The sequence below is a fragment of the Streptomyces bauhiniae genome, from assembly GCF_004784475.1.
Taxonomy (GTDB): Bacteria; Actinomycetota; Actinomycetes; order Streptomycetales; family Streptomycetaceae; genus Streptomyces; species Streptomyces seoulensis.
On sequence record NZ_SRRT01000007.1, the window covers coordinates 131107 to 143685 of the forward strand.

Sequence of the window (12579 nt, forward strand, 5' to 3'; positions counted from 1 at the left end):
GGACCGCGCTGTCCGACCGCCTCCAAGGATAGGTGTCCCGGTGGACGCGCAGGAGCTCGGGCTCTTGCCGCCGCCCTGACCGCTGACATACTTACGACGCCGTAGGTTACGGAACCGTAGGGACGTACCGTCCGTTCCGTACCTGTCCGGTACCCCCTCGACCCCCGCCCTCGACCCCACAGGGGACGCGCATGACCTCAAGTAGTTCCGATGTGATCGACGAAGCCCGCAGCGACGGCGCCACCGCCACGCTGGGCGGCGAACAGAAGCGCTCGATCGAACAGATCGCGCTCCTGGTGTTCATCGTCGTACCGTTCCTGGCCCTGCTGGCGGCCGTGCCGCTGGTGTGGGGCTGGGGGGTGAGCTGGCTCGACCTGGGCCTGCTGGTGTTCTTCTACTTCCTGGGATGCCACGGCATCACGATCGGCTTCCACCGGTACTTCACCCACGGCTCCTTCAAGGCGAAGCGGCCGCTCAGGATCGCGCTGGCGATCATGGGGTCGATGGCGGTGGAGGGACCGCTGGTGCGCTGGGTGGCCGACCACCGCAGGCACCACAAGTTCTCCGACGCCGAGGGCGACCCCCACTCGCCGTGGCGGTTCGGGGAGACGCTCCCCGCGCTGCTGAAGGGCCTGTGGTGGGCCCACATCGCCTGGATGTTCGACGAGGAGCAGACCCCGCAGGAGAAGTACGCGCCGGACCTGGTCAAGGACCCGGCCATGCGGGCGATCTCCCGGCAGTTCGCGCTGTGGACGGCCGTCTCGCTGCTGCTGCCCCCGCTGATCGGCGGGCTGGCGACGATGTCCTGGTGGGGCGCCTTCACCGGGTTCTTCTGGGGTTCACTCGTCCGGGTGGCCCTGCTGCATCACGTGACGTGGTCGATCAACTCGATCTGTCACGCGGTGGGCAAGCGCCCGTTCAAGTCCCGCGACCGCTCGGGCAACGTGTGGTGGCTGGCCGTGCTGTCCTGTGGCGAGTCCTGGCACAACCTGCACCACGCCGACCCGACCTCGGCGCGGCACGGGGTGGAGCGCGGGCAGATCGACTCCTCGGCCCGGTTCATCCGCTGGTTCGAGAAGCTCGGCTGGGCCTATGACGTGCGCTGGCCGTCGCGCTCGCGCATCGACGCACGCCGTGCGGACGACGACGGTTCCTCCCGGCGCGGGAAGGCTGCCGCGAAGGCGGCATGATGGACGGCGTGGCCACCGACTCCAGCAGCACCTCGAGCAACGACAAGACGCGGCGGACCCGCCGGACCCGGATGACCGGTGCGGAGCGCCGCCAGCAGTTGCTGGAGATCGGCCGGACCCTCTTCGCGGCGAAGGGCTTCGAGGGCACCTCGGTGGAGGAGATCGCGGCCAAGGCCGGGGTCTCCAAGCCGGTGGTGTACGAGCACTTCGGCGGCAAGGAGGGGCTGTACGCGGTCGTGGTGGACCGGGAGATGCGGTGCCTGCTCGACATGGTCACCGGCTCGCTGACCGCCGGCCACCCCCGCGAGCTGTGCGAGCAGGCCGCGTTCGCGCTGCTGGACTACATCGAGGAGTACACGGACGGTTTCCGCATCCTCGTCCGCGACTCCCCCATCCCGCAGTCCACGGGGTCTTTCGCCTCGCTGATCTCCGACATCGCCACCCAGGTGGAGGACATCCTGGGCCGCGAGTTCAAGAGCCGCGGCTTCGACTCCAAGCTCGCCCCGCTCTACGCCCAGGCCCTGGTCGGCATGGTCGCCCTCACCGGCCAGTGGTGGCTCGACGTCCGCCGCCCGAAAAAGGCCGAGGTAGCCGCCCACCTGGTCAACCTCGCCTGGCACGGCCTGGACGGCCTGGAACAGAAGCCCCGCCTGATAGGCCACCGCAAGAACTAGGCCCCCTTCACGGCCACCGCGAACAGGCGCCGGAAGGGCAGGACCGTGCCGTAGGGGGCGGTCGGGTACGCCTCGCGGAGGAGGTCGCGGTATTCGGTGACGAAGGCGTCCCGCGCCTCCGGGTCGTCGGCGAGTGCGGTCAGGGCGGGGCGGAGGCCGGTGCCCTTGACCCAGTCCAGGACCGGGTCGTCGCCGGAAAGGACGTGCTGGTACGTGGTCTGCCAGACGTCGGCGGCGCAGCCCAGGCGGGCCAGGCGGTCCAGATAGACGCCGGGGGCGTGGACGGAGTCGGGGGCGCGCAGGACGCCGGCCAGGCGGGGGGCCCAGCGGGGCGTGGCGGCGAGTTCGCGCATCAGGGTGTGCAGCGGGGCGTCGGTGTTGTCCGGCACCTGGAAGGCGAGGACCCCGCCCGGCTTCAGCGCGCCGGTCCAGTCCGCGAACCGGTCGAGGTGGCCCGGCACCCATTGGAGCGTGGCGTTGGAGAACAGCAGGTCGTGCGGGCCCTCGGGCGTCCAGGTGCGGGCGTCGGCGGGGGCGAAGTCGATGGCGGGCTGCTCGGTACGGGCGCGCTCCAGCATCTCGGGCGAGTTGTCGTAGCCGGTGACCCGGGCGCCGGGCCAGCGTTCCGCGAGCAGCGCGGTGGCGTTGCCGGGGCCGCAGCCGAGGTCGGCGATGCGGGGGCGCTCGGAGGGCAGGCCGGGGACGCGGGCGAGCAGGTCCGTGAACGGGCGCAGCCGATGGCCGGAGTGACGGAGGTACTGGGCGGGGTCCCAGGAGGGCGTCGTCATGACAACCACCTTCCCGGAGAATTTCTCTTGATGTCAAGATACTCAGCTTCAAGAGACTTCACGTCGACACAACCACTACACTGATCTCCATGGAGGACGAGGTCGATCGGCTGGTCGCAGCATGGCGCCGGGAGCGCCCTGACCTCGACGTGGAACCACTGGAAGTGCTGAGCCGGGTGAGCAGGCTGGCCCGGCACCTGGACCGCGCCCGCAGGCTCGCCTTCTCCGAGCACCAGCTCGAGCCCTGGGAGTTCGACGTGCTGACCGCGCTGCGCCGCGCCGGCACCCCGTACCAGCTCTCCCCCGGCCAGTTGCTCACCCAGACGCTGGTCACCTCGGGCACGATGACCAACCGCATCGACCGGCTGGCCAAGAAGGGCCTCGTGGAGCGGCTGCCCGACCCCAGCGACCGGCGCGGGGTACTGGTGCGGCTGACCGACACCGGCCGGGACCGCGCCGACGAGGCACTGGCGGGCCTGCTGGCCCAGGAACGGGCCATCCTCGGCGAGCTGTCCCGCGCCCAGCGCGGCGAACTCGCCGGGCTGCTACGCCAGTTGACCGCCCCGTTCGACAACGTCCCCGGTTAGGTCGACCGGTCCCACCCCGGCCCGCCGGGCCAGCGCCACGGCGGCCAGCGTGGAGTGCACGCCCAGCTTGCCGAGCACGTTCTGCATATGGGTGCGGACGGTGTGCGGGGAGAGGAACAGCCGCTCCGCGACCGCCTTGCGGCCGAGCCCGGCGACCATGCAACGCAGCACCTCCCGCTCGCGCGGGGTCAGCGACTGCACCAGCCGCTCGCTCTCGCTGCGGTGCTTGCGCGCCGCCGTCAGCTCCTTGAGCACGCCGGTGAGCAGCGCGGCCGGCAGATGCGTCTCGTCCCGCAGCACGCCCCGGATCACGGTGAGCAGCCGGGACAGCGAGCAGTCCTTGGCGACCCAGCCGGAGGCGCCCGCCTGGAGCGCGAGCGCGGCCCGGTGCGGGTCGTCCTTCTCGGCGAGGACCACCGTGCGCACCCCGGCCTGCGCCGAGCGCACCCCGGCGACCAGCGAGATCCCGTCGACCAGACCGTCCGCGTCGCCCGCCTGCACCGGTACGGCCGTGCGTCCGCCGGGCAGGGCCCGGCCGAGGTCGGCGTCGACCAGCAGCACGTCGTAGCGGCGGCCCTCGGTGGCGGCGCGCTCCAGGCAGCGCAGTGCGGCCGGGCCGCTGCCCGCTGCGGACACGTCCACGTCGGGCTCGGCGGCCAGCGCCGCCGCGAGGGACTCGGCGAAGATGCGATGGTCGTCGACGACCAGCACTCGGATGCGAACCACGAAACCCCCTTCCCCAGGCTCCACTTGGAGCAGGGGTCACCCACGGCCCGGCAACGGCGCGGCGGCCGCCGTCGCGGGAACAGCTACCCCCGGCGCGGTCGCCGTACCCGCCCGTCCCGCCCCCTGATCGGCCACCCGCCCCCACGGGGACCGCTCTTGAGGGCCCTCAGCGTACGGGCGGCCCCAGGCCGTGGGGAGCCGATTGACGGAACTGACCGGCCGTCGCGTTTATGGTGTGCCGCATGTTTCGGATCGAGACGGAAGTGGACAAGGACCGACGGGATCTGCTGCGCGCGCGGCTGCGGGACACCAACACGGCGGCCTCCCCGGTACTGGCCGCGCTGCGCGGCTCACCGGGCGACCGGCACACCCCGCTGCACGTGTGGGTGCTGGACGAGGCGGGCGGTCTCGCCGGGGGGCTGGTCGGCCATACCTGGGCGGGGTGGCTGCACGTCACGTACCTGTGGGTGGACGCCCGGTACCGGGGCGCGGGACTCGGCTCCCGGCTGCTGGAAGAAGCCGAGCGCGTCGCGCACACCGGCCGGGGCTGCACGCGCTCCCGCGTGGAGACCTGGGACTTCCAGGCACCGGCGTTCTACAAGGACCGCGGCTACGACGTGGTGTCCGTGATCCCCGACTATCCGCCGGGGATCACGGAGTACACGCTGACCAAGCGGCTCGGCTGAAGCCCCGGGGCTCAGCCCAGGCGGCGGGCGCCCGGCGAGGGCACCGCCTCGAAGACGCGCGGGGCGGTGTACCCGGCCGCCGCGAACGCCTCCTCGACCGCCTTGGTGAGGGTGTCCACCGCGGACGCCTCGGCCAGCGCGATCGCGGAGCCGCCGAAGCCGCCGCCGGTCATCCGGGCGCCGAGCGCGCCGGCGGCCAGCGCGGTGTCGACCGCGAGGTCCAGCTCCGGGCAGGAGATGCGGAAGTCGTCGCGCAGCGAGGCGTGGCCCTCGGTGAGGACCGGCCCGATGGCCCGGACGTCGCCCGAGGTCAGCAGCTCCACCACCCGCTCCACGCGCCGGTTCTCGGTCACGATGTGCCGCACCAGCCGACGCACCTCATCCGCGTCCTCGTCGGAGCCGAGTTCCTCCAGCGCCGCGTCCAGCCCGTCGTACGCCACGTCGCGCAGCGCGTCCACGCCGAGCAGCGCGGCGCCCTTCTCGCAGCCGGCCCGGCGCTTGCCGTACTCGCCGCCGCTGTGGGCGTGCTTGACCCGGGTGTCGACCACCAGCAGGCGCAGGCCCTCGGCGGCCAGGTCGAACGGGATCTGCCGCTGGGACAGGTCGCGGGTGTCCAGGAAGAGCGCGTGGCCCTCCTCGCAGCAGGCCGACGCGGTCTGGTCCATGATGCCGGTGGGCGCGCCGACGTAGACGTTCTCCGCGCGCTGGCACAGCCGGGCCAGCTTCCAGCGCGGCAGCTCCAGGCCGAACAGGTCGTCCAGCGCGAGCGCGACGACGACCTCCAGCGCGGCCGAGGACGACAGCCCGGCGCCGGTCGGCACGGTGGAGGCGAGGTGGACGTCGGCGCCGGTGACCGGGTGCCCGGCCTCGCGCAGCGCCCACACCACGCCCGCCGGGTACGCCGTCCAGTCGTCGTCGGTGCCCGGCGCGAGGCCGTCCAGGGCGAGTTCGACGACCTCGCCCTCGACCTCGCCCTCGATGTCGGCCGAGTGCAGCCGCAGGACGCCGTCGGTGCGGCGGGAGACGGCCGCGGTGACCTGGTGCGGCAGGGCGAACGGCATGACGAAGCCGTCGTTGTAGTCGGTGTGTTCGCCGATCAGGTTGACCCGGCCGGGCGCCGCCCACACCCCTTCCGGTGCCGCCCCGTACAGCTCGGCGAAGCGTTCCCGGACCTGCTGTGCCCCCACTAGTGCTCCCTCTGCGTGTCGCGCGCGAACTCCCAGGCGTCCGCGATGATCCCGGCGAGGTCCGCGCGGGACGGGTTCCACCCCAGTGTGGCGCGTGCGGTCTCCGCCGACGCCACCAGGACCGCCGGGTCGCCGGCCCGGCGCGGGGCGGTGACCTCGGGGATGGGGTGGCCGGTGACCTCGCGGGCGGTCTCGACGACCTCGCGGACGGAGAAGCCGTTGCCGTTGCCGAGGTTGCAGATCAGGTGCTCGCCGGAGCGCGCGGCGCCGAGGGCGAGCAGGTGGGCGTCGGCGAGGTCGGCGACGTGGATGTAGTCGCGGACACAGGTGCCGTCGGGGGTCGGGTAGTCGTCGCCGTAGACGGAGATGGCCTCGCGGCGGCCCTGGGCGACCTGGAGGACGAGCGGGATGAGGTGCGACTCGGGGTCGTGGCGCTCGCCGTACGGGCCGTAGGCGCCGGCCACGTTGAAGTAGCGCAGGGAGACGGCGGCCAGGCCGTGGGCGTGCGCCTCGCTGGTGATCATGTGGTCGACGGCCAGCTTGGAGGCGCCGTAGGGGTTGGTCGGCCGGGTCGGGGCGGACTCCGGGATCGGTACTTCCTCGGGCTCACCGTAGGTGGCGGCGGTGGAGGAGAAGACCAGCCGGCTCACGCCCGCCTCGCGCATGGCGGCGAGCAGGGCCATGGTGCCGCCGACGTTGTTCTCCCAGTACTTCTCCGGCTTCACCACCGACTCGCCGACCTGGGAGAAGGCGGCGAAGTGCAGCACCGCGTCGTAGGAGGGGTCGAGCCACTTGGCCGCGTCGCGGATGTCGCCCTCGACGAAGGCGGCACCGGCGGGCACGCCCGCGCGGAAGCCGGTGGAGAGATTGTCGAGGACGGTGACCTCGTGCCCCGCCTCCAGCAGATGCTGGGCGACGACGCTGCCCACATAGCCCGCGCCACCCGTCACCAGGTACTTCATGAACTCGCTACCTCTCGCAGTCGCTCGGCCGCGCGCTCCGGCGGCACGTCGTTGATGAAGACGTTCATGCCGGACTCGGAACCCGCGAGGAACTTCAGCTTGCCGGAAGTGCGGCGGATGGTGAAAAGCTCCAGGTGGAGCGCGAAGTCGTCCCGCGTCACCCCGTCGTAGCCGGGGAGGTCGCCGAACGGGGCCTGGTGCCAGGCCGCGATGTACGGCGTCGGCGCCTCGGCCTCCGGATTCTTCTCACCCTCCGGCCGCCCGAAGATCCGGTCGAAGCGCCTCAAGAGTTCCAGATAGACCTGGGGAAACTCTGTGCGCGCGGCCTCGTCCAGGGCGAGCAGGTCGGGCACCCGACGCTTGGGGTAGAGGTGGACCTCGTAGGGCCAGTGCGCGGCGAACGGCACGAAGGCCGCCCAGTGTTCACTCTCCAGGACGACCCGGTCCCCGGCGAGTTCGCGTGCCAGGACGGCGTCGAAGAGGTTCTCCCCGCCGGTGGCGGCCTTGTGGCCGGCGAGCGAGCGGAGCATCAGTGCGGTGCGGGGGGTGATGAAGGGGTAGGCGTAGATCTGGCCGTGGGGGTGACCCAGCGTCACCCCGATCTCGGCGCCCCGGTTCTCGAAACAGAAGACCTGCTTCACGGAGGGCAGATGCGACAGCTCGGCGGTGCGGTCGGTCCACGCCTCCAGCACCAGCCGCGCCTGCTCGTCGGTGAGGGAGGCGAAGGACGCGTCATGGTCGGAGGTGAAGCAGACGACCTCGCAGCGGCCGGAGTCGCCGGCGAGGGAGGGGAAGCGGTTCTCGAACACGACCACGTCGTAGGTGGAGTCCGGGATCTCGCTGAGCCGCCCGTCCCGGCTGGGGCAGAGCGGGCACTCGTCGGCCGGGGGGTGGTAGGTGCGGCCCTGGCGGTGGGAGGCGACGGCGACCGAGTCGCCGAGCAGCGGGTCCCGGCGGATCTCGGAGGCGGTGACCGTGGGCTCCAGCGGCCGCCGGTCCACCGCGTCGCGCACGGTGTCGTCCCGCAGGTCGTAGTAGACCAGCTCACGCCCGTCGGCCAGCCGGGTCGAGGTCTTCTTCACGCCGGACTCCTCGCTCTCACTCAACACAATCAAACATAACAAACCACAACCCGACAACGGGTCGCACGATCACAATCGAACAAAGAACACCAACAGAACTGTTCAAATAATGAACGCCGCGGCGTAGGTTCCGCTCTGGATCAGTTCGCGCAACGAAGCGAGTTCTCATGCAGACCCCCCCGACCGGACCCGCGCCCCTGGCGGCGGGCCCCAGCTATCTGGCGGCGGAGCTACGGCTCCCCACCAACTGGCTCGACTACACGATCCTGGCCATCTACTTCGTCGTGGTTCTCGGCATCGGCTTCGCGGCCCGCCGCTCGGTGAAGACCAGCCTGGACTTCTTCCTCTCCGGACGCTCGCTGCCCGCCTGGATCACCGGCCTCGCCTTCATCTCGGCGAACCTGGCGGCCACCGAGATCCTGGGCATGGCGGCCAACAGCGCCCAGTACGGCGCGTACACCGTGCACTGGTACTGGATCGGCGCCATCCCGGCCATGGTCTTCCTCGGCCTGGTGATGATGCCCTTCTACTACGGCAGCAAGGTCCGCTCGGTCCCCGAGTTCCTGCTGCTGCGCTTCGACAAGGCAGCCCACCTGCTCAGTTCGATCCTGTTCGCCTTCGCCGCCATCCTGATCGCGGGCGTGAACCTGTACGCGCTGGCGATCGTGGTGGAGGCCCTGCTCGGCTGGCCGCAGTGGGTGGCCATCGTGGTGGCGGGCGCCTTCGTGCTCGGCTACATCACGCTGGGCGGCCTGTCCTCGGCGATCTACAACGAGGTGCTCCAGTTCTTCGTGATCCTGGCCGCCCTCATCCCGATCACCATCCTCGGCCTGAAGAAGGCCGGCGGCTGGGACGGCCTGACCCACAAGCTGGACGCGGCCCACGGCGCCAACTTCACCACTGCCTGGGGCGGCACCGGCATCGGCAGCGCCAACCCGCTGGGCGCCAACTGGCTGACCATCGTGCTCGGTCTCGGCTTCGTGCTGTCCTTCGGCTACTGGACGACCAACTTCGCCGAGGTGCAGCGCGCGCTGTCCGCGAAGAACCTCTCCGCCTCCAAGCGCACCCCGCTGATCGCGGCCTACCCGAAGATCTTCATCGTCTTCCTGGTGATGATCCCCGGCCTGGTCGCCGCCGCCCTGGTCCCGAAGATCGGCCAGCCCGGCTCCGGGCTCCAGTACAACGACGCGATTCCCTACCTGATGCAGGAGCTGCTGCCCAACGGTGTGCTCGGCATCGCGGTCACCGGTCTGCTCGCCGCCTTCATGGCGGGCATGGCGGCCAACGTGTCGTCCTTCAACACGGTGTTCACCACCGACATCTGGGCCCGCTACGTCAAGCCCGGCCAGGAGGATGCCTACTACGTCCGCTTCGGCCGCTGGATCACCGTGATCGGTGTCGCCGCGTCGGTCGGTACGGCCTTCCTGGCGTCGTCGTTCTCGAACATCATGAGCTACCTCCAGACGCTGTTCTCCTTCTTCAACGTCCCGATGTTCGTGGTCTTCATCGTCGGCATGTTCTGGAAGCGCGCCTCGGCCAAGTCCGGCTTCTGGGGCCTGCTCGCCGGTACCGCCACCGCGATGGTCAACTACTTCGTGTTCTACAAGGAGGGCATCATCTCGATCCCCTCCGACCAGGGCGCCAACTTCGTCTCCGCCATCGCGGGCTTCGTCGCGGGCGCGGTCGTGATGGTCGCGGTGTCGCTGTTCACCAAGCCCAAGCCGGCCGAGGAACTCCAGGGCCTGGTCTACGGCACCACGTCGCCGGGCATGTCCGAGGCACCCGCCGAGGGCGACGACGCCTGGTACCGCAAGCCCGCCCTGCTCGGCTGGGGCGCGGTCGTCCTGGCCGCCGCCTGCTACATCCCGTTCTCGTTCTGATCGCGGGAGGATGAGGAAACCATGACCGACGAATCCCCCCGCCCCGAGCACACCGGGTCCGCGCACGGCGCCACCGAGCACGACGTCCAGCGCGAGGTCACCGAGCTGGAGGGCAAGTCCGCCACCGCGGCCCGCATCTTCGACCTGCGGCGCATCATCGGCGGCCTGTTCGTGCTGTACGGCATCATCGTCACGATCACCGGCATCACCGACTCCCAGGCCGCGATCGACAAGGCCGAGGGCGTCAACATCAACCTGTGGACCGGCATCGGCATGCTGATCCTCGGGGTGTTCTTCCTGGCGTGGCTGAAGCTGCGGCCGACCCCGCCCCCGCTGCCCGCCGAGGACGCGGGCGACGAGGAGCCCGTGCACTGACCGCGCGCGGGACCGGAGCCGGAGCTGTGGACTACAGCTCCGGCTCCGTCGTGTGCGGGGTGGCACCGGCGCGGTCCAGCAGGCCGGTACGGGCCGCGAGGGCGGCCGCCTCCAGCCGGGAGCCCACGCCCAGCTTCATCAGCACCCGCTGCACATGGGTGCGGGCGGTGCTGGGCGCTATCCCCATGCCGGCCGCGATCAGCCGGGTGTCCTCGCCGTCGGCGACCCTGACCAGCACCTCGACCTCGCGCGGGGTGAGCAGCCTCAGCAGCCGCTGACCCTCGTCGTCGGGCTGCACGGCCGGGTTCAGCAGCTCGGCGAAGGCACCCTGGAGCAGTTGGGGCGCGACGGCCGCCTCACCGGCGCGGGCCTTCAGGATGGCCCGCTCGACGCCCTCGATGCGCTCGTCATGCCGTACGTACCCGGCGGCGCCCGCCGCGAAGGCGGCCGCGATGCCGCGCGGGGACGGGACCGGGCCGAGCACCAGAACCGCCACCTGCGGGCGCTCCCGCTTGATGCGGGCCACCGGGTCGAACGCGCCCGGCTCGGCGGGTGCCGCGGTGCCCAGCAGGCACACCTCGGGGGCGCGCGATATCACCAGCTCGGCCGCGCCCGCGGCCGGCGCCGCCGCCGCGAGCACCCGGTGCCCGCGCAGCTTCAGCGCCGACGCCAACGCCTCCGCCAGCAGGCGGTGGTCGTCGACGACCATGAGCCGCACTCCCATAGAGCAACCCCCCAGTCCCTCCGATGTCCCGGAAGTTACACGCTCGGGGCGCCTGCCGTGCGGGCTTCGCTCAGTCGCGGGTGCCGAAGGCCACCACGCAGTTCTTGTCCTTGTCGAAGCTCCCGATCGGCTTGGCCGCGTTCGGCGCCGCCATGAACAGCCTGCCCTGGCTGTACCGGTACTCCGAGTAGGCGGGCAGGAGCCCGCTCGTCAGGGACCGGTCGCCCTGCTCGGGGGGCAGGTCCATCAGCGTCGTGGACTTGAAGCTCGTTCCGTCGATGGTGACGACCTGGGCACCCTTGTCGTACGGCGGGTCCTTGTACGCGATCAGGTTGCCGCCGTCCATGCGCAGCGGGAACAGCGTGGAGCCCTCGCCGGCCTCAGCCCGCTGGCCGGTCTGCTTGCCGGTGGCGAGGTCGAAGGCGACGACCTCGTTGGTCTGGACGAGCTTGCTCTTGCCGCTGCCGCTGTGCTCCTTGGTCGCCAGGTACAGCTTGCCCTGGCCCGCGACGACGCCCTTGCACTCCTCGACGAGGGTGATGGTCTCGCACTCGCCGTCGTAGGTGTCGCCGGAGACCGGGATACGGGCCAGCAGCCTGCCGGTGCGGTTGTCGATGGAGAAGTAGTCCGAGACCCCGCTGCCGCCGCTCGCGCTGTGCCCGGCGTCCGCGCCGACCACCAGCGGGTCGGTGGAGACGATGCCCGCGTACTCGATGCCGGCGCCCATCTTGTACTCGGCGATCACCTTGCCCGAGGCGGGGTCGATGTTCTGGATGTTGAGGGTGCGGTTGTCGAACGCACCGCACTTGCGGACCGCGACCAGCTTGGTGCCGCCGCCGTAGCCGACGTCGTTGCACTCGTCGCCGGGCTTGGGCTGCCAGAGCACCTTGCCGGTGCCGATGTCGTAGGCCGCGCCGCCGCCGAGGCCGCCGACCGCGACGGTCTTCCCGGCGACGGTGACGTTGTGGAACTGGGTGGCGAACTCACCCGTGCCGACCGACTTGGTCCACAGCTTGGTGCCGGCCCGCACGTCGATGCCCGCGACCTGGGTGCAGCCGGGGCGGCTGTCCTTGGTCGGCATGGAGGGCTGGTAGACGATGCCGGTGCGGCCGTCGGCGGTGACGTGCTCGGTGGCCGCGCAGACCGGGCCGGGGAACTTGAGCGTCCACTTCTTGTGGCCGTCGGCCGGGTCGTAGCCGGTGATCTCGGCGATGCCGCTCTTGGCGTAGACGCCGGCGCTGAGCCAGGAGCCCGGCGTGCTGACGACGTTCTCCTCGGTCTTGGGCTGCGGGACCTTGAACAGGACGTCGGCGGCCGGGTTGTCCGGCACCTTCTCCTTGCCGCCGGTCGCGGTGCCGGTGCCGTTCCTGTCGCCCCCGGCGCGCGTGCTGCCGCCTGTGTCGGAGGAACGGGAGTACCAGACGCCGGAGCCGATGATCAGGCCGATGGCGACGACGGCCGCGAGGATGATCACGGCGATGGTGCGGTTCTCCTTGGCACGGACGTCACCGCCCGCCACGACCGTGGGCGGCTGGGCGGGGTATCCGTAGCCCGGCTGCTGCGGCTGGGCCGGGTAGCCGTAGCCGGGCTGCGGCTGCGGCGGGGGTGCCTGCGGGTAGCCGTACGTCGGCTGCGGATTGGCCGGCGGGACGGGCGGGGTCGGCGGGGTGGGCGGCTGGTCCTGGGGCGGACCGGAGGGCGGCTGGTCGCTCATCGTG

Annotated in this window: 13 protein-coding genes; 6 read left to right on the forward strand and 7 right to left on the reverse strand. The window is 71.3% G+C overall.

Annotated features, from left to right (window positions below):
- Nucleotides 1–191: 191 nt before the first annotated feature.
- The gene (locus E5083_RS23255) at nucleotides 192–1190 is read left to right on the forward strand and encodes an acyl-CoA desaturase (protein WP_135787647.1); all 999 of its coding nucleotides are present in this window, start codon (nucleotides 192–194) and stop codon (nucleotides 1188–1190) included.
- Nucleotides 1187–1864: a TetR/AcrR family transcriptional regulator gene (locus E5083_RS23260; protein ID WP_135787648.1), complete on the forward strand. Its 678-nt coding sequence runs from the start codon at nucleotides 1187–1189 to the stop codon at nucleotides 1862–1864. The genes E5083_RS23255 and E5083_RS23260 overlap by 4 nt, the downstream gene beginning before the upstream one ends.
- Here E5083_RS23260 and E5083_RS23265 read toward each other — a convergent pair.
- On the reverse strand, nucleotides 1861–2652 hold the full coding sequence (locus tag E5083_RS23265) for a trans-aconitate 2-methyltransferase (RefSeq protein WP_135787649.1): 792 nt from the start codon (nucleotides 2650–2652) through the stop codon (nucleotides 1861–1863). The genes E5083_RS23260 and E5083_RS23265 overlap by 4 nt on opposite strands.
- 89 nt (nucleotides 2653–2741) lie before the next feature.
- Here E5083_RS23265 and tamR point away from each other — a divergent pair, with 89 nt between their 5' ends.
- Nucleotides 2742–3239 carry a MarR family transcriptional regulator TamR gene (tamR, locus tag E5083_RS23270; RefSeq protein WP_030814668.1) on the forward strand — a complete coding sequence of 166 codons (498 nt, stop codon included), beginning with the start codon at nucleotides 2742–2744 and terminating at the stop codon, nucleotides 3237–3239.
- Here the strand turns inward: tamR and E5083_RS23275 are convergent.
- Nucleotides 3198–3965: a LuxR C-terminal-related transcriptional regulator gene (locus E5083_RS23275; protein ID WP_135787650.1), complete on the reverse strand. Its 768-nt coding sequence runs from the start codon at nucleotides 3963–3965 to the stop codon at nucleotides 3198–3200. The genes tamR and E5083_RS23275 overlap by 42 nt on opposite strands.
- A gap of 230 nt (nucleotides 3966–4195) precedes the next feature.
- On the opposite strand from E5083_RS23275, the gene E5083_RS23280 reads away from it, so the two are divergent.
- Nucleotides 4196–4651 carry a GNAT family N-acetyltransferase gene (locus tag E5083_RS23280; protein WP_135787651.1) on the forward strand — a complete coding sequence of 152 codons (456 nt, stop codon included), beginning with the start codon at nucleotides 4196–4198 and terminating at the stop codon, nucleotides 4649–4651.
- Nucleotides 4652–4662: 11 nt separating this feature from the next.
- Here E5083_RS23280 and galK read toward each other — a convergent pair whose 3' ends face one another.
- The 3 genes from galK to galT are packed head-to-tail and all read right to left on the reverse strand — an operon-like array spanning nucleotide 4663 to nucleotide 7882.
- Nucleotides 4663–5838, reverse strand: a complete 1176-nt coding sequence (gene galK, locus E5083_RS23285) for a galactokinase (protein WP_135787652.1) — start codon at nucleotides 5836–5838, stop codon at nucleotides 4663–4665.
- Complete coding sequence (galE, locus tag E5083_RS23290) at nucleotides 5838–6800, reverse strand: UDP-glucose 4-epimerase GalE (protein ID WP_135787653.1); 963 nt, start codon at nucleotides 6798–6800, stop codon at nucleotides 5838–5840. The genes galK and galE overlap by 1 nt, the downstream gene beginning before the upstream one ends.
- Complete coding sequence (galT, locus tag E5083_RS23295) at nucleotides 6797–7882, reverse strand: galactose-1-phosphate uridylyltransferase (protein ID WP_135787654.1); 1086 nt, start codon at nucleotides 7880–7882, stop codon at nucleotides 6797–6799. The genes galE and galT overlap by 4 nt, the downstream gene beginning before the upstream one ends.
- Before the next feature lie 167 nt (nucleotides 7883–8049).
- Here galT and E5083_RS23300 point away from each other — a divergent pair, with 167 nt between their 5' ends.
- Both E5083_RS23300 and E5083_RS23305 read left to right on the forward strand, forming a co-directional pair.
- Nucleotides 8050–9762 (forward strand): sodium:solute symporter family protein, encoded by a 1713-nt coding sequence (locus E5083_RS23300; protein WP_135787655.1) that lies wholly within the window; start codon nucleotides 8050–8052, stop codon nucleotides 9760–9762.
- Between the two features lie 21 nt (nucleotides 9763–9783).
- Nucleotides 9784–10137 (forward strand): hypothetical protein, encoded by a 354-nt coding sequence (locus E5083_RS23305; protein WP_135787656.1) that lies wholly within the window; start codon nucleotides 9784–9786, stop codon nucleotides 10135–10137.
- A gap of 31 nt (nucleotides 10138–10168) precedes the next feature.
- On the opposite strand, the gene E5083_RS23310 is transcribed toward E5083_RS23305, so the two are convergent.
- Together E5083_RS23310 and E5083_RS23315 are read right to left on the reverse strand one after the other, a co-directional pair.
- On the reverse strand, nucleotides 10169–10861 hold the full coding sequence (locus E5083_RS23310; RefSeq protein ID WP_135787657.1) for a helix-turn-helix transcriptional regulator: 693 nt from the start codon (nucleotides 10859–10861) through the stop codon (nucleotides 10169–10171).
- Between the two features lie 70 nt (nucleotides 10862–10931).
- Entirely contained in the window at nucleotides 10932–12575 is a 1644-nt protein-coding gene (locus E5083_RS23315) for an outer membrane protein assembly factor BamB family protein (protein WP_135787658.1), read from the reverse strand.
- Nucleotides 12576–12579 lie beyond the last annotated feature (4 nt).